Source organism: Thalassospira sp. HJ (assembly GCF_000948415.1).
Classification (GTDB): Bacteria; Pseudomonadota; Alphaproteobacteria; order Rhodospirillales; family Thalassospiraceae; genus Thalassospira.
Genome location: NZ_JYII01000008.1, coordinates 91915 through 108188 on the forward strand (window position 1 = coordinate 91915; position 16274 = coordinate 108188).

The window sequence follows — 16274 nt, forward strand, 5'->3', positions numbered from 1 at the left end:
GAAATCAAAACCTTAGTCTGAATCAGGAATATCTCTTCAGATTGTTTTTTGAAATATAAAACAATCTGAAATAGCAATTTTAAGGATGGGGCTGATGATCAGGCCGCGATATCAACGCCTGCTTCGACGCCTGTCACACGTTTAAGGTCGGACGTGCCAAGTTCAAAGACCGTGCTCGGCGTTCCGGCCGCGAGCCAGATGGTTCCCTTGGCCAGCAGCTTTTCATCAATCAGGGTTTCGATCGGGTGGGCGTGGCCAAAGGGCGGGACCCCGCCGATGGCGTAGCCTGTATGTTCGCGAACCTCGGCTGCATCTGCCTTGCGGATGGATAGGCCCAGCAAGCTTGCAACCTTGTTCAGATCGACCTGATCGGCACCGTTCATGATGGCCAGGATCGGGCGGGATGCCTCGGTCATGAAGACCAGTGATTTACCGATGTCACTGATGTCGCAGCCAATGGCGTTGGCTGCGTCCGCAGCCGTGCGCGTGCCAGCGGGGAATTCAAACACCTCGACATGGTCAAGGTTGCGTTCGGAAAAGGCGTTCTGCAGGCGCTGTGGAGGTGAAACTTTTTTCATCAGCCATTCTCTTGTGCGCGGCGTCTGAGTTTGCGTTTGCGGTTTATCAGGTTAAGCGTTTCGACCGACAGGCTAAAGGCCATCGCGAAGTAGATGTAACCTTTCGGTACGTGAATCTCGACCCCGTCCAGCAGCAAGACAAACCCGACCAAAATCAAAAACGATAATGCCAGCATTTTGACAGAGGGGTGTTGTTCGACAAATTCGCCGATGGTCTTGGCTGCCATCAGCATCACCAGAACCGACAGGATCACTGCGATCATCATGATCGAAATATGATCAACCAGCCCAACCGCTGTGATCACGCTATCGAGCGAGAAGATGATATCAAGCAGCATGATCTGCACGATCGTCATGGCAAAGCCGGACATGATTTTGCCTGGCCCGTGTTCTTCGGGTTCATCAATGGTGTGATGGATTTCCTTCGATGCCTTGGCGATCAGGAACAACCCGCCGACAACCAGGATCAGATCACGACCGCTGATTTCCTGTCCGAAGGCAGAAAACATCGGGGCGGTCAATTGCATGACCCAGGCGATCCCGGCCAGAAGCCCCAAGCGCATGCCCATCGCACCCAGAAGGCCGATACGGCGTGCGGATGCCTGTTGCTCCGGCGGGAGTTTGGAAACAATCACCGACAGAAAAACGATGTTGTCGATGCCAAGAACAATTTCCAATGCCGTCAGGGTGGCAAGCCCCATCCACATATTCGGATCGCTTATCCAGTCAAACATCAAAAACGTCCTGTTCTGGCGATTGGTGATGCAACCATGGTTGGCAAAAGGTGTGCGTCGAGGGTCTCTAACGCAAGCGTGAATTGATTTTATGTGCCGTCTGTTGAAAAAGTGACAATCACAAAACAAACAACCGGCCGCACCCGCCAGGCGGGCAAGGCCGTGGGTCATCAGGTAAAAGGATTGTCCGATATGCGGTCAGGATTGCGCGCTTTTGTTTCTGCCTTGGGGATTGCGACCGGTGTTGCTGCCACGTCGCTGTCAGGCCCTGCAATGGCCGATCCGGCCCCGGATGTCGGTAACTGGCAATCGGTGTTGGATCAGGCGCGCGGGCAAACCGTTTACTGGCATGCCTGGGGCGGAGAGCCGCGGATTAATGATTATATCGCCTGGGCGGGTGAACAGGTGCGCGAACGCTATGGCGTTGAGGTCGTGCAGGTCAAACTGACCGATACCGCCGATGCGGTGACCCGCGTTCTGTCGGAAAAGACCGCTGGCGTCGATGATGGTGGCGCGGTTGATATGATCTGGATTAACGGCGAAAACTTTGCTGCGATGAAGCGCAATGAATTGCTGTTTGGCCCGTGGGCAGAGCAAACACCGAATTTCGCCTATGTCGATGTTGAAGGCAAACCGACCGTGGTCAATGACTTCACCGTGCCGACCGATGGGCTTGAGGCCCCCTGGGGCATGGCGCAGGTCAGTTTCTATTACGATACGGCCAAGCTTGATAACGTTCCGAAATCTGCCCAGCAGCTTCTGGAATGGTTGGTGAAGCATCCCGGGCGTTTTACCTATCCGCAGCCGCCCAACTATATGGGCTCGACCTTCCTCAAACAGATTCTGACCGAACTTGTTGCTGATCCAAGCGTTCTGCAGCAGCCCGCTGATGAAACCGATGCCCAAGCGACTCTCGCACCACTTTGGGGCTATCTGGAAGATTTGCAGCCGCTTTTGTGGCGCGATGGTCAGGCCTATCCGCAGAACGGGGCGTCTATGCGTACCCTTTTAGCAGACAATGAAGTCGATATCGCCTTTTCGTTCAGCTCTGGCGAGGTGTCATCGGCAATCGAGGCGTTCGAGCTTCCTGATACCGTGCGCTCCTACGTGTTTGAGAACGGCACCCTTGGCAATACCAACTTTGTTGCCATTCCCTATAACGCGTCGGCGAAGGCCGGTGCGGTTGTTCTGGCCGATTTCCTGATGTCGCCCGAAGCCCAGCTGCGCAAGCAGGATCCGCAATATTGGGGTGCTGATACGGTCCTGGCGATGGATAAGTTGCCTGCCGATATGCAGGACGCCTTTGCCAATCTTGATCTTGGCATTGCATCACTTGCGCCGTCCGAGCGTGGCACGATTCTGCCGGAACCGCATCCAAGCTGGATGTCGCTGGTCGAAACCGAATGGCAAAAACGTTACGGCGTTGTGCAATAATAACGCATGCTGCGTTTTGTTCCGATCCTGACACTTGTTCTGATGATCGGCCCGGTTTCGGCCGGGCTGATTGGAACGATCTTGCCTGCATTTGGCATCTTGCCCGCCCTTGGCAGGACGACACCATCGCTTGATCCGTGGCAAGCATTGTTTGCCCAGCCCGGCCTTGGCACATCCATCCGTCTGTCATTTGTGAATGGTTTGATCGCAACCGCGATTTCGGTTGCGATTGTCATGCTGTTTTGTTCTGCCTGGCAGGGCACGCGCATCTTTCACGCCATGCAGCGGGTGTTGTCACCGATCCTGTCGGTGCCGCATGCAACAGCGGCCTTTGGTCTGGCCTTTCTGATTGCGCCGTCAGGATGGATCGTGCGTGTAGTGGCACAAGTTGCCGGGTGGGAACGGCCGCCTGATATCGCGATCATTCATGACCCGTGGGGGATGGCGCTGATTGCAGGCTTGGTCGCCAAGGAAATCCCGTTTCTTTTCCTCATGACGCTTTCTGCCCTGCCGCAGGCTGATACAGATCGCACCGCCCAAGTCACGGCAACCCTTGGCTATGGCAGGATTACCGGGTGGTTCAAGGCAACATTGCCGCGCATCTATCCGCAAATCCGCCTGCCGGTTTTGGCTGTGCTGGCCTATTCGACCTCGGTGGTTGATGTGGCGATCATTCTGGCCCCGACAACGCCGGCACCGCTGGCGGTTCGCATATTGGGGTGGTTGTCCGATCCTGATCTGGGTTTAAGGTTTATGGCATCAAGTGCAGCTGTCTTGCAGCTTTTGATCGTCATTGCGGCGATGGCTGTCTGGATTGCCGGGGAACGGATTATTTCGGCACTGGGGCGTTATTGGGCAGAGGACGGGCATCGTTTCAAGAAAGATGTAGCTTTGCGCGGGCTTGCGGCCACGATGGCGCTGGTCGCGGCCGGTGCTGTTGTGCTGGGACTTATCGTGTTGCTGGTCTGGAGTGTGGCCGGGTTCTGGGCCTTTCCGGATTTGCTACCGCGCGGGTTTAGTTTGCGTCTTTGGGCGCGCGAGCTGGATGCGATTGGCAGCAGCCTTACCACAACACTTCTAATCGGTATCCCGGCTGTTCTGGTTGCCGTGATGCTGGTTCTGGCCTGTCTTGAAAATGAGGTGCGCACGGGCAAGGCCGCCGGGCGGCAGGCGATGCTTTTGATTTACCTGCCGCTTCTGGTGCCTCAGATCAGTTTTATGTTCGGTTTGCAGGTGTTCTTTACCCTGCTGGGCCTTGAACGCACATTGCTGTCGGTCGTGCTGGGGCATTTGGTGTTTGTCGCACCCTATGTGTTCCTGTCCCTGTCAGAGCCGTTTCACGCCCTTGATCCGCGCTATGGGCAAACGGCCCTTTGTCTTGGCGCGTCACCGGCACGGGTATTCTGGCAGGTGCGCTTGCCGCTTCTGACCCGCGCGGTATTAACGGCTGCGGCCGTCGGGCTTGCGGTGACGGTAGGGCAATATTTGCCAACGCTATTGATCGGGGCGGGGCGCTTTGCCACGGTAACGACAGAGGCCGTCGCACTGGCATCTGGCGGGGACCGGCGGATGATTGGCATTTATGGGTTGCTGCAAATGGTCTTGCCGTTTGCGGGCTTTGCCCTTGCCTTGCTGATCCCGGCGGTATTGTTTCGCCATCGGCGCGGCATGGGTGCACAGAACAAGGGATGATGAATGCCTGAGGCGGTTAAAAACGGTCTGGAACTGCGCGATGTGCATATTTGCCTGGAAGGGCGTGAACTGGTGGCGATTGACCTTTCAATTGCACCGGGCGAGATCGTCACCCTGATGGGCCCAAGCGGATCGGGAAAATCCAGTTTGCTTGGCCATATTTGCGGCACCTTGCCTGATGCCTTTGATGTTTCCGGGCAGGTAAATCTCGATGGCCGGGACCTTGATGGTTTGGCGCCGCAGGATCGGCATGTCGGCATTCTGTTTCAGGATGATCTGTTGTTCCCCCATCTTTCGGTTGGCGGCAATCTCGCCTTTGCCCTGCCTTCGCATATCAAGGGCCGGGCCAATCGCCGCAGCCGGGTTGAAGCAGCCCTTTCCAGTGCCGAGATGGACGGGTTTTATGACCGCGATCCGGCGACATTATCGGGTGGGCAGCGTGCGCGTGTGGCACTTATGCGTGTTCTGCTGTCGGAACCGTGTGCGCTGTTGCTTGACGAGCCGTTTTCAAAACTTGATAGCGGACTGAGGTCCCAAATCCGGTCGTTTGTGTTCGATCTATGCCGTAAGAACAGCCTACCGACTCTGATGGTGACCCATGATCCCGAAGATGGCGAAGCCGCCGGTGGCCGGGTGATTGCGTTGGATTAAGCGCGCGATAATGCAACGATGGCATGCAGCGAATTTTGTGGAAACACCCTTTGATTGGTCCTATAGCACTTTACCGCAAAGAATTGTCTTGGGTCCCAGACGTTAAATCACAAGACCCGTGCGGCATGGAGGATGTCGTCAATGTTCCCTGAAGAAATGTTTTCAGTTGTTCCGGATGCGCTTGATCCGGCCACCTGTGACCGTTTGATTGCCGGTTTCGCGCACGAGATGGACGAAGGCGGCCTTGTGCAGGGACAAACGGCAACCCACATCCGCCGATCAAAAATCACCTGGTTTAACGAGGAAGAGGAACCGGCTGTGTGTCGCCGGATCATTGATCTTGTGGCCGATGTGAACCGCAATGTCTTTGATTTCTCGCTGAGCGAATTTGCCGAAGATGCCCAGATTGCCTGCTATGCCGGTGATTTGCGCGGGCATTATGACTGGCACAGTGATGTTGGCGCATCCGAAGTGGCACGCCGTCGTAAACTGACGATGGTGATCCAGCTTTCAGAGCCCGATCAGTATGAAGGTGGTCAGTTACAGCTCAACCCGGCCGGGCATTTTATTGATGCGCCGATGGAACGGGGATCAGCGATCTTCTTTCCAAGCTTTGTCCTACACCGCGTGGCACCGACCACGGCGGGAGAACGTTATTCCCTGACCCAATGGGTGCACGGTAACCCGTTCCGTTAATCAGACAAACGGATCAGTACCGTTCGAGACGATCGAGAAGACGTGGGTTGCCCCATTTGGGCTGGCGGTCTTCAAGGGCGGTTTCGTGATGGAAGACCTGATCATTGTCAGCGGTCTGTTTGTCCAGACGCAGGCTGATCCAGCGCGGCACCAGTTCGTTGTTGAAATCATCCATCAAAAGAACGGCGGCGGCTTCGAAATTCTCGAACTCGATATTGGCGATTTCGGCGTAATATTCGGCAAGGCTGTTGGTCTTGAGGATCAGGCGATCAGGCACATAACGAAGTGTCAGACGTGCGGGAAAGACATCCTTGGCACCGGTCAGGTTGCTTTGCAGGGTGACGACATAATTAATCCGCGGGCCCGGGTTCGGTTCGGTCAGGATCAGATTACGGCGCTGATAAATCTCAAGCATGGCTTCCAACCGTTGTCATAAGTGAAAGATCAAGGATAAGACCGCGCCGCAAGCAGGAAAAGCATTCATTTCAAGTCGATGACGGTTGTTTGTCCCTTATGCCTCGATCCCATGATGGGAATTCGGGCCGTCGGTATCGGCAACGGGGGCAATTTCGACAAAGCGCGATCCATCCTGAAACTGGATATGGCCCTTGTAACCGGAAATCTGAAGGGCCTCGCGGAAAATGCCGCGAATGTCATCGCGGTTATGGGATTGCAGCGGGTTTTCGGTGCGAATGATCAGATCAAACTTGCTGTCCTCGCCTTTGACCAGACCGTCAAGCTGGGTATGGCCGACCACACTGAATGACAAGTCCAGCAGGAAACGCGTGCCCTGATCTTCGGGTTTGTCAGGATCGTTTTCCTGATCCCCGTGCCGCCAGCCCAATTGAAGCTGTTCGATCTTGTCGCCCATATCGAACGGCATCGTCATCACGCGCCAGCCGTCCGGCCTGTCGTCAGCAGCGATACTGCGAAGTTGACCAAAGTCACCTTCAAGTTTCTTAAGCCCGCCGCCATCCAGATCACCAAGCGACGCCAGACTGTTCGCTGCACGATCGCCGATCCAGCCACGCAAACTCCCGCCCGGACCTGTCATGGCGGCGAAGAAGAACATCATGGTTGTGGTCAGTTTCGGACCGGCCTGTGGAATATTGTTCAGCAGGCTTAACGCCGCACCCGGATCATGTTGCTGAAGTGCGCTGACCGCTTTGTGCAGGCTGTCCCAATCGTGGGTCAGTGCGGCTGCCTGACCACGCGCGATCAATTGCGCCTCGGTCATTGGTGCAGACAGCGATGGCTTGGCCGTGCCAGCCGGATCGACGTTAAACGACAATGTCGCACCTGTGGGTGCAGGTACGGGCAGTTTGATGCCGACAATCCCGGCTGACGTCCGAAGGGCTGTAAAGCCCTGCGGCAGCAGGCGGGCCTCCGCACTATCTGGCGGCAGGACAGTACCGGTTAACATCAAGGTGCTTGCCGGGGCCTGGCCGCCTGCGGCTTGTGCCGCGATGGTCGGCGCCATGCCCGCCGTGGCTGCACCAGCCGCCGCACCACCAGCTGCGCCGCCTGCCATCCCGGTGGAACCGGCATTGGTCGCTGCGGCCATGACATTGGCGGCCTGTTGGGCGGTGACGGTGCCCTGGCCCAGGAAAATGACCTGTGTCTGGCTTCCGGCGGGCAGTTGGGTGCCGTTTGGCATATTGAGGATCGATGTGGTAACCGCGCTGAATGTCTGTCCGGGTGTCAGGCTGCTTCCGGTAATATTGCCACTCGCAATGCTGCCGGTAACACCAGACCCGCCGGGGGTCAGGGTATGGGGCAGAAGTTGCAGGCGCATGCCCTCGGTCGGGTTGCCACCAGATGCGGTTTGTGCGGCACCGGGATTGGTTGTTGGAATGCGCGCCCAAAGCAGATCACCAAGATTGCCCGGAAGCTGCGTCGGGACCCTGACCGTGACCGATCCAAGAGCGGTCGCAAGGGTCAGTTGATTGCCCGATTGAGATTGCACCGATGCCTGCAAAAGCGTTTCGACCGGCAGCTTGGCCAGTGCAGCGGCAACCTGTTGCGAGGTCGCGGTTGTGACGGTTGCGTTGATTTGTGCAGGAACCGACCCTTGATTGGCTTGTCCGGCAGTGCCACCCGCCGAAGCATGTCCACCGACGGCCGGGCCGGGCGATATTGCTTGTGGCGGGAGCGTCATGACAAACCTACTCCTCGAGAAGGGTTCGGGCGATTGCCTCTATGTCGTGGGCGGCATCGCAGTTCGGATGACGGGTCAGGAGCGGCGTCTGATTACGGATGCATTCCGAAACCTTTGAGTCCGCACGAATAACGCCAAGCAATGGCGGTGAAATCTTCAGGAAGCCCTCGCACGCCTTGAGAAGCTTGTTATAGATCGCCTGACCTTCTTTCTTGTCCTTGGCCATATTGACCACCACCCGGATATCGGTTTTCGGGCGGGCCATATGGGTGATCTTGATAAAGGCATAGGCATCGGTCAAAGAGGTCGGATCGCCGTTGGTAATCACAATCACCGTATTGGCAAGACCGGTCATCTGACGCACGCCTTGGTCCACACCGGCACCAAGATCGATCAATACCTTATCATATTCTTTGCCGGTCTGGAGCAAATCGTCCGACAGCGCCTGCAGGCGGGTGGCCGGCAGGTTGGCAAGGCTGCCCGATCCGCTGCGTCCGGCGATGATATCAAAATCGCCATCCGGGAAATGGGTGACCGCGTCCTTGAGGCTGATCCGTCCGGAAATCACGCCGCCCAGATCATATTTCGGCATCAGGCCAAGCTGAATATCAATGTTGGCAAGGCCGAGGTCACCGTCAAACAGCAGCGTCTTGTGACCTTCCAAAACCATGGCATGGGTCAGGGTAATGGAAAACCAGGTCTTGCCGACGCCGCCTTTGCCAGATGCGACAGCAAGGACATTGCGGCCTCTGGCCCGCGGGGCGGATTTGGGTGAAGCATCAGACTTGGTAGTCATTTCACGACCTCGGAGAAGCTCGGTTTCGCGGTATCAGCGCGATGGGACGGTATCAGAAGTTTTGCCAAGGCAAGGGGACTAAGGGCCGTAAGGCCGTCCGCCACCTGGGCTGTCATACTGACATTACAGAGGGAAAGATTTCCTGAATCGGCTCCATATAGCGCACCGCCAAGGCGGGCGGCAACATCAAGTCGCGAGATCATCACGCGTGTTGCGCCGCCGTCGGCAAAGGCATTGGCGATATCAGCCGCCTCATAGGCATCAATTCCCGCAGGATTAACCAGCACCGGTTCACTCGGTACCGCTTTCATGAATTCACAAAGCGTGCCAATCTCGGTTTCGAGATAGGGATTGCAGCTTGCCGTGTCGATCAGAATGACATCGGCTTCGCGGATTTCACCAAAGCGTGCCTTCAGATCATCTGGCGATTTTGCCTGCAAAAGATCGATCTTGAGGATTTTGGTAAACGCCTCAAGCTGGGCAATGCCACCTGCACGTTTATAATCAGTTGAAAGAACAGCGACTTTTCGCTTCTTCATTACGGCCCGCGCGGCGGCCTTGGCAACCGCAAGCGTCTTGCCCGACCCGGGCGGGCCAACAAAGGCCAGCGCACGTGGTGTGTTCTTTTCAGGCAGTGGCGAGAAATCAAAAATTTCATCAAGCGCACCGGCCAGCAATTGCTGTTCGGATGCGGCGGCTGTTTCGCGCGCCATCAGATCACAAAGACGAATGCGCAACCGTTCCGGCAAATTATGCCGTGTCAGGGCGGCTTCAACCGCATCAAGTTGTTCCTGAAGGGCCGGGGCCGGGCCGCCGTCATCTTCAAAGTCAGGATCACGGTCAAGGGCGGCAGTCAGGCGCACGCCACTGCCCGGGATATCCTGTGTCGAGACGATGATGGCATCAGTGCCCATGTGCTCTTTTACGAGCGCCATCGCCTCTGTCATGGTGGGCGCGGTGAAGGTCTTAAGACGCATTCCGGTTCCCCCATGGTGTTATTGTCATTCCCGCGATCAGGGCGGTCTGGTGTGTCATGCGCATCAGACCTGCCCCAGCGTTTTCAGCTGTGCCTTGGGATGAATTTCGTTTTGCGACATCACCACGGTGCTCGGGCGGAAACGCTCAACGATCGATCGCACATATGGTCGAATACCCGGGCTCGTCAGAAGAACCGGGCTTTCGCCCATCATGCCAAGGCGCTCGAACGTGGTGCGAACCTTGTTGATGAATTCCTGAAGCTGGCTTGGTGGGATCGAAAGCTGCTTTTCCTCGCCCGAACCAACAAGGCTTTCGGCAAAGATCTGTTCCCATTGCGGAGACATGGTCACCAGCGGAATGACGCCGTCCTGATTGGTGTTTACATCTGAAAGCTGTCGCGCCAGTCGGGAGCGAACATGTTCGGTCATGAAGGTCGGGTTGCGGGTAAAGGCGGTGGATTCCGCAATGCCTTCAAGGATGGTCGGCAGATCACGGATCGAGACACGCTCGGTCAGAAGGTTCTGCAGAACGCGCTGAACACCGCCAACCGAAACCTGACCCGGGACGATGTCTTCGACCAGTTTTTTCTGGTCTTCATCAAGCTCATCGAGAAGCTTCTGGGTTTCCGCATAAGACAGCAGTTCGGGCATGTGATCCTTGATCACTTCGGTGATGTGGGTCGTGATCACGGTCTGCGGATCGACAACCGTGTAGCCACGGAACATGGCTTCTTCCTTCATGCCCTGCTCGATCCACATGGCGGGCAGGTTAAAGGTCGGCTCCATGGTCTTTTCGCCCGACAGGGTGATTTCCTCACCACGTGGATCCATCACCAGCAACATGTTCGGACGCAGATCGCCACGGCCTGCCTCGATCTCCTTGACGCGCAGAACGTACGTATTGGCGGGCAGTTGCATGTTGTCCTGAATACGTACGGACGGCATGACAAAGCCCATGTCACCGGCAAGCTGACGACGCAGGGCTTTGATCTGATCGGTCAGTTTCTGACCGCGTTCGGTGCTGATCAGCGACAGCAGGCCATAGCCCAGTTCAAGGCGCACATAGTCCATGCGCAGCGCATTGGCGATGGGTTCTTCCGGCGGTGGGGCGGCGGCTTCTGCCGCGGCCTGGGTTTCTTTCATCTGTTCTTCGACGACGGCGGCTTTCTGACGCTTGCCCATGTAATAGGCGAGGTAGCCAAGCCCGCCGGCAAGCAGCAGGAACCAGAACATCGGAATGCCCGGCAGAAGCGACATGCCCCCCATCAGGGCAGCCGCAACACCAAGGGCCGCGGGATAGTTACTAACCTGTCCGAAGACGGCCTTTTCGGTCGCGCCGTCAAGGCCGCCCTTGGTGACCAGAAGGCCGGCTGCGGTCGAAACGATCAGGGCCGGGATCTGGGACACCAGACCGTCACCAACGGTCAGGATCGTGTAGGTCTCGGTCGCTTCGCCCAGTGACAGACCCATCTGGGCGGTGCCGATGATGATACCGCCAACCACGTTGATAAACGTGATCAGGATACCGGCAACGGCATCACCGCGGACAAACTTGGACGCACCATCCATGGACCCGAAGAAGGAGCTTTCATCTTCAAGTTCCTTACGACGCGCCTTGGCCTGTTCTTCGTTGATCAGGCCAGATGACAGATCGGCGTCAATCGCCATCTGCTTACCGGGCATGGCATCAAGGGTAAAGCGTGCCGCGACCTCGGCAATACGGCCGGAACCCTTGGTGATAACCACGAAGTTAATGATTACAAGGATGGCAAAGACGATAATCCCGATGACGAAGTTGCCTGAAATCAGGAAGCTGCCAAAGGCCTCGATAACTGCACCGGCAGCATGCGTGCCTTCGTGACCATGGCCCAGGATCAGACGCGTGGTCGCGATGTTCAGCGCAAGTCGGAGCGACGTTGCCACCAACAGGATTGTCGGGAAGGAGTTGAATTCGAGCGGCTTCTGAATGAACAGCGAGGTCATCAGGATCAGCACAGAGAAGCTGATCGAAAGCGCAAGCATGAAATCCAACAGCCATGGCGGCATCGGGAACATCATGACCACAAGGATCATGATAAAGCCAAGCGCCATGGCAATATCGCCACGTTTCATGGCCGAAGATACACGCGACTGAATGGCGCCGAGATTTAGCCCGCCCGGCGCACCGCCACCGGGGCCCTCAGAGCCACCGGAACCAGTCGGTGTGATGTCTTGACCTTCGGCCATTGTCTTTGCTTGTTATCCTGTTGCGTGCTCGATGTCGGTTGCGCGTTCACCTGTCTTGAAGATGGGGGCAGCGCCGGGATTTTTCATGTTCAGTCCTGGCCATCGCCCGGTGCGGGTACGGCAAGTCCTTCGTCGGTATATTGGCGCAGCTTGTTGCGCAGGGTCCGAATGGAAATGCCAAGAATATTGGCCGCATGGGTCCGGTTGCCAAAGCAATGTTTGAGCGTATCGATAATCAGATCACGTTCGACATCCGCCACCGTGCGCCCGACAAGCGCAGAGGTCATCGAGCCATTGCCAGCCGTGCTTTCATCCGATGCGCTGTCTGCTGCATCAGCACCCTGATCAGCTGCGGGCGCATGTTCTGCCGGCGCTGATGACGCCGGGGCGGGCGGTGGTGTCGGTGTGCTGGACTGATAGGCTGAAGACGCAGCACCATAGGCGGCATTGGCGTTCGCATAGGCCGAACTTGCCCGTGCCGGGGCAGCGGGTGCTGCTGGTGCCGGCGTAGGGGCCTGTGGTGCGGCAGCCGGTGCCGGTTCGCTGCTGCCTGATCCCGACAGCATGATGGCCTCTGGTCCGATTTCATCAGGACCCGCGATCAGAACGGCGCGATGCATGGTGTTTTCAAGTTCGCGCACATTGCCCCGCCAGTGATGGGACAGCAGGCGCTGGATGGCCAACGGGCTGACAGGGCGGATCGGCACGTCATTGGCTTCAGAATATTTTTTGACAAAGAACTCGGCCAGAACCGGGATGTCGTCAGGGCGTTCGCGCAGTGACGGGATATCCAGATTGACGACGTTCAGGCGGAAATACAAATCCTCGCGGAAGTTGCCCGCATTGACCTCGGCCTCAAGATTACGGTTCGAGGTCGCAAGGATGCGCACATCGACCTTGACCGGCGTCTTGCCGCCAAGCCGGTCGATTTCCTTTTCCTGAATGGCACGCAGAAGCTTTGCCTGCAGGCGGACATCCATTTCGCTGATTTCATCAAGCAAAAGCGTGCCGCCATTGGCTTCTTCGAATTTCCCGATGCGGCGTGCCTGGGCACCCGTGAAGGCACCTTTTTCGTGGCCGAACAGCTCGGATTCAAGCAGGTTATCAGGGATTGCCGCACAGTTGACCGCGACAAACGGCTTATCCGCACGGTTGGATTTGCGGTGCACGTAGCGCGAAATGATTTCCTTACCGGTACCGCTCTCACCGGTGATCAGGATTGATGCCGAACTGTTGGCGACCTGACCTGCCAGGCGCAGGGTTTCGGCCATGCGGGCATCGCGATGGATCAGCGCGTGGCTTTCTTCGGTGACGGCTTCGAAAATGGCAGCAATCAGATCAGCTTCGGGCGGCAGGGGGATGAATTCCTGTGCGCCGGCCTTGATGGCATTTACCGCACCATTCACATCATTGCCGATGCCGCATGCGACAACCGGAACGGTGATGCGCTCTGCACCCATGGCTTCAATCAGGGCGGCGACATCAAGGGTGATGTCAGCCATGACCAGATCAATCCGGTTGCCAGCTCGCAGGATATTGAGCGCCGTCGTAACGCTTTCGGCCAGCTGGACCGAAGCACCGCGCGCCATTGCGATCTTGCTGGCTGCGCCTATCTGTCCGCCCAGTCCACCAACGATCAGTACCTGCATCGTCTCATCTCTTTCCGATCAGTTTCGGGGACCTTGCGCACCAAATGATTATGGGCGCGCAAGGCCGTATTCACACGTGTGATCAATCGAAGTAGCTGACGCGTTTTGACGGCGGCAGGATCGAGTTGATCAGCATTTCCAGACGGCGGGGGTTTTCCTGCCGACCGATGGAAACAGCACCAACCATATAGACCGAATTCAAAAGCTCTTCGTCGCTGGAGTTACGCTCAAGCTTACCGGCAAGCGGCATAAAGACCATGTTGGCCAGAACCGCGCCATAGAAGGTGGTCAAAAGCGCAACGGCCATCGACGGACCAATCGAAGACGGGTCATCCAGGTTACCAAGCATCTGCACCAGACCGATCAGCGTCCCGATCAGGCCCATTGCCGGTGCAACGTCACCGGCCTTCTTCATGATGTTGGCACCTTTCTGGTGACGGCCGATGGTGGCGTTCATGTCCTTGCGCATGATGGCTTCGACTTCCTCGGGCGGGGTGCCGTCAACCACCAGCGACAGACCTTTCCAGAGGTATTCCTCGCTTTGCAGGCTATCGAGATGACCCTGAAGCGACAGAACGCCGCCCTTACGGGCGATTTCTGCAAGCTGAAGGATCTGAAGCGCCGCATCGGCCGGATTGCGCGATTTGTGGAAAATCGTGCGCATAAGGACCTTGCCGGATCCGAGAAACTCGCCCAACGCAAAGCTGACAGCCGTGATGGCTGCGGTACCGCCGATAACAATCAGGACAGAGGGGATATCGATAAAGGCACCTGGCGATCCGCCAAAGATGATCGCTGCAATCACCAACGCAAAGCCAATGGCCAGTCCCCCGACTGTCGCAATGTCAAACGACGTTTTAGTCCCCCCTTCGGCCATAGTCGGATATCCTCTCTTACGTTAGCTTTTCTCGGATTTGATGATTTCCGTCATGGTCACGCCAAGCCGGTCTTCAACCACCACCACCTCGCCGCGTGCGACCAGACGGTTGTTCACATAGATATCAATAGCTTCACCAACCTTACGGTCAAGCTCTACGACAGCACCACGACCAAGTTTCAGCAACTGACTGACCTGCATGGTTGCTTTTCCAAGGACTGCTGAAACCTGAACGGGAATATCGTACACGGCTTCGAGATCCTTGGAAGTCTTCATCTGCTCGCTGCCGGCCTCGGCTGCGGCAAGAAGTTCAGTTCCCTCGCCCTCGAGTTCGATGTGATCATCGTCGAGTTCCGAGAGTTCGAGATCGTCATCATCAGCCATTTTCGTCTCCTGCGTCTTTGGTCGGTTGCTTCACAGCAGCCATATCGTCGGCTGTGGTCGTCGGGTTTTCCTGCTTGTGCGGTTCGGTTTCCGAACGCGTTTCGTCAGGTTGTGCAGGGCCTTGTGCGGTGGTGGCGGCCTGCTCGGTAACGCCCGGCTGTGCTGTCGCTTCCGGGGCCGGTTGACGGGGGGCTGCCGCACCCATTTCCGGGTTTTGCGGTATGCTGCCCGGATTTACCGGCTCGGACATCGTATCTGCTTGCGATGTTTGCATATCCTGCGCGTTGGTGCCATCGCCTTCTTGCGCGCCGGGGGCTTGAGGTGCCGCTGCCTGGGGTGTTGCCCCATCCGGTGTGACCTGTGTCACCGGATCAGCCGGATTGCCCTGCGTCAGACCCGCCAGATTGTCGTGCGATGCTGCAACGCTGGCAGCTTGTTCTGTTGTGGGCTGCGTTGGTGCCTCGGAAACAGGTTGGTGAGGCACTTGAGCATCTCGTGTAGGCGCTGCGTTGGCCTCTGGCGAAGATTGTGGCTCGGGTTGCGCAGGCGCCTTGGGCGCACTGTTTACATTGCCGGTATCCGTTGGTTGCGGCGCAACCGTCGCTGCCGGGGCAGCCGGTTCCGGCGGCAGGCGACTTTCCTGAACTTCAGGGTCGCCCATGTCGCTTTCGCCCAGATCATGATCACCGGCATGCAGTGCCAGCGCATTGTCGATAATGGTGTTGATCTCGGACCATACGCGTGCGCTGTCACGGACCGCTGTCCCGTCGCCCCAGGAAACCTGACAATCGCCCATTGCGACGTCCGGTTCGCCAACAACGACAACCTTGCCCGAAAAACCGCGCGAAACGGCAATCCGTTCGGCGGCAGCACCGACATCCTTTTCAAGGTCAGGATGGACCTTGATCATGACTTTCGGTGCTTCAAACAGGTTGGCGAGACACTGGCGGACAATGTCTTCAATCTCGGTCAGCTGGTATTGCTTGGACCATGCCGGTGCCAGTTTGCGAATGATGCCAAGGGCGACGTGAATGGCGTCCTCATTAATCTTGGCATTGGCGCGTTTTTGCTGCTCATCGATCTGGCTAAGTTTTTCGGCAATTTCGGACTCTACGTCGCCAACAGCCTTTTCGAGCGAGGCCATGATTTGCTGATGAGCATCATCAAAGCCCTGCTTGTGGCCTTCGGCATAGCCCTGCTCGTGCCCGCGCTTTTCGGCCTCGGCCACCATTTGCGCGCCTTCTTCTTCGGTATAGACCGGCGGCGGGGGTGGCGGGGCTTCCTCTTCTTTCTTTTTCTTCTTTTTCCTGCCCAGTTCGTAATGCTCATCTTCATCGCCTGCCGAACGGATTACGTTATCGGCATCGTCGAAACTTAGCGAGAATGTGAACTTTTCAATGGCCGTCATATCGAACTGCTAAA

At 57.0% G+C, this 16274-nt stretch carries 15 protein-coding genes; 4 read left to right on the top strand and 11 right to left on the bottom strand.

The window, feature by feature from the left end:
* Positions 1–98 precede the first annotated feature (98 nt).
* Complete coding sequence (locus UF64_RS05395; protein ID WP_044827602.1) at positions 99–578, bottom strand: YbaK/EbsC family protein; 480 nt, start codon at positions 576–578, stop codon at positions 99–101.
* Positions 578–1312 carry a TerC family protein gene (locus UF64_RS05400; protein WP_044827603.1) on the bottom strand — a complete coding sequence of 245 codons (735 nt, stop codon included), beginning with the start codon at positions 1310–1312 and terminating at the stop codon, positions 578–580. Before UF64_RS05400 ends, UF64_RS05395 begins: the two co-directional genes overlap by 1 nt.
* Before the next feature lie 192 nt (positions 1313–1504).
* On the opposite strand from UF64_RS05400, the gene UF64_RS05405 reads away from it, so the two are divergent.
* From UF64_RS05405 to UF64_RS05420, 4 genes are all read left to right on the top strand, one after another.
* Positions 1505–2746: an ABC transporter substrate-binding protein gene (locus tag UF64_RS05405; protein WP_044827635.1), complete on the top strand. Its 1242-nt coding sequence runs from the start codon at positions 1505–1507 to the stop codon at positions 2744–2746.
* Between the two features lie 6 nt (positions 2747–2752).
* Entirely contained in the window at positions 2753–4438 is a 1686-nt protein-coding gene (locus tag UF64_RS05410) for an ABC transporter permease (RefSeq protein ID WP_044827604.1), read from the top strand.
* 3 nt (positions 4439–4441) lie between these two features.
* The gene (locus UF64_RS05415; protein WP_082049548.1) at positions 4442–5089 is read left to right on the top strand and encodes an ATP-binding cassette domain-containing protein; all 648 of its coding nucleotides are present in this window, start codon (positions 4442–4444) and stop codon (positions 5087–5089) included.
* A gap of 141 nt (positions 5090–5230) precedes the next feature.
* Entirely contained in the window at positions 5231–5785 is a 555-nt protein-coding gene (locus UF64_RS05420) for a 2OG-Fe(II) oxygenase (RefSeq protein WP_044827605.1), read from the top strand.
* Between the two features lie 13 nt (positions 5786–5798).
* Here the strand turns inward: UF64_RS05420 and UF64_RS05425 are convergent, their stop codons facing one another.
* The 9 genes from UF64_RS05425 to UF64_RS05465 form a co-directional block, all read right to left on the bottom strand.
* The gene (locus UF64_RS05425; protein ID WP_044827606.1) at positions 5799–6200 is read right to left on the bottom strand and encodes a hypothetical protein; all 402 of its coding nucleotides are present in this window, start codon (positions 6198–6200) and stop codon (positions 5799–5801) included.
* Between the two features lie 96 nt (positions 6201–6296).
* A complete protein-coding gene (locus UF64_RS05430; RefSeq protein ID WP_044827607.1) occupies positions 6297–7943 on the bottom strand; it encodes a hypothetical protein in 1647 nt (548 codons plus the stop codon).
* Positions 7944–7950: 7 nt separating this feature from the next.
* Positions 7951–8739, bottom strand: a complete 789-nt coding sequence (locus UF64_RS05435; RefSeq protein ID WP_044827608.1) for a MinD/ParA family protein — start codon at positions 8737–8739, stop codon at positions 7951–7953.
* Positions 8736–9716, bottom strand: a complete 981-nt coding sequence (locus tag UF64_RS05440) for a GTP-binding protein (RefSeq protein ID WP_044827609.1) — start codon at positions 9714–9716, stop codon at positions 8736–8738. The genes UF64_RS05435 and UF64_RS05440 overlap by 4 nt, the downstream gene beginning before the upstream one ends.
* 63 nt (positions 9717–9779) lie before the next feature.
* Positions 9780–11942 (bottom strand): flagellar biosynthesis protein FlhA, encoded by a 2163-nt coding sequence (gene flhA / locus UF64_RS05445; RefSeq protein WP_152630611.1) that lies wholly within the window; start codon positions 11940–11942, stop codon positions 9780–9782.
* A gap of 89 nt (positions 11943–12031) precedes the next feature.
* Complete coding sequence (locus UF64_RS05450; protein ID WP_044827610.1) at positions 12032–13591, bottom strand: sigma-54 dependent transcriptional regulator; 1560 nt, start codon at positions 13589–13591, stop codon at positions 12032–12034.
* An 82-nt stretch (positions 13592–13673) separates the two neighbouring features.
* Complete coding sequence (locus UF64_RS05455) at positions 13674–14468, bottom strand: motility protein A (RefSeq protein ID WP_008891637.1); 795 nt, start codon at positions 14466–14468, stop codon at positions 13674–13676.
* Between the two features lie 21 nt (positions 14469–14489).
* A complete protein-coding gene (gene fliN / locus UF64_RS05460; RefSeq protein ID WP_044827611.1) occupies positions 14490–14852 on the bottom strand; it encodes a flagellar motor switch protein FliN in 363 nt (120 codons plus the stop codon).
* Positions 14845–16260 (bottom strand): FliH/SctL family protein, encoded by a 1416-nt coding sequence (locus tag UF64_RS05465; protein ID WP_044827612.1) that lies wholly within the window; start codon positions 16258–16260, stop codon positions 14845–14847. Before UF64_RS05465 ends, fliN begins: the two co-directional genes overlap by 8 nt.
* Between the last annotated feature and the right edge of the window lie 14 nt (positions 16261–16274).

Excerpts from the sequence above, each read along its gene's own strand:
- UF64_RS05430 (WP_044827607.1), bottom strand. The coding sequence starts at position 7,943 with ATGACGCTCCCGCCACAAGCAATATCGCCCGGCCCGGCCGTCGGTGGA.
- UF64_RS05395 (WP_044827602.1), bottom strand. The coding sequence starts at position 578 with ATGAAAAAAGTTTCACCTCCACAGCGCCTGCAGAACGCCTTTTCCGAA.
- UF64_RS05405 (WP_044827635.1), top strand. The coding sequence starts at position 1,505 with ATGCGGTCAGGATTGCGCGCTTTTGTTTCTGCCTTGGGGATTGCGACC.
- fliN (WP_044827611.1), bottom strand. The coding sequence starts at position 14,852 with ATGGCTGATGATGACGATCTCGAACTCTCGGAACTCGACGATGATCAC.
- UF64_RS05420 (WP_044827605.1), top strand. The coding sequence starts at position 5,231 with ATGTTCCCTGAAGAAATGTTTTCAGTTGTTCCGGATGCGCTTGATCCG.
- UF64_RS05425 (WP_044827606.1), bottom strand. The coding sequence starts at position 6,200 with ATGCTTGAGATTTATCAGCGCCGTAATCTGATCCTGACCGAACCGAAC.
- flhA (WP_152630611.1), bottom strand. The coding sequence starts at position 11,942 with ATGGCCGAAGGTCAAGACATCACACCGACTGGTTCCGGTGGCTCTGAG.
- UF64_RS05435 (WP_044827608.1), bottom strand. The coding sequence starts at position 8,739 with ATGACTACCAAGTCTGATGCTTCACCCAAATCCGCCCCGCGGGCCAGA.
- UF64_RS05410 (WP_044827604.1), top strand. The coding sequence starts at position 2,753 with ATGCTGCGTTTTGTTCCGATCCTGACACTTGTTCTGATGATCGGCCCG.
- UF64_RS05465 (WP_044827612.1), bottom strand. The coding sequence starts at position 16,260 with ATGACGGCCATTGAAAAGTTCACATTCTCGCTAAGTTTCGACGATGCC.
- UF64_RS05415 (WP_082049548.1), top strand. The coding sequence starts at position 4,442 with ATGCCTGAGGCGGTTAAAAACGGTCTGGAACTGCGCGATGTGCATATT.
- UF64_RS05450 (WP_044827610.1), bottom strand. The coding sequence starts at position 13,591 with ATGCAGGTACTGATCGTTGGTGGACTGGGCGGACAGATAGGCGCAGCC.
- UF64_RS05440 (WP_044827609.1), bottom strand. The coding sequence starts at position 9,716 with ATGCGTCTTAAGACCTTCACCGCGCCCACCATGACAGAGGCGATGGCG.
- UF64_RS05400 (WP_044827603.1), bottom strand. The coding sequence starts at position 1,312 with ATGTTTGACTGGATAAGCGATCCGAATATGTGGATGGGGCTTGCCACC.
- UF64_RS05455 (WP_008891637.1), bottom strand. The coding sequence starts at position 14,468 with ATGGCCGAAGGGGGGACTAAAACGTCGTTTGACATTGCGACAGTCGGG.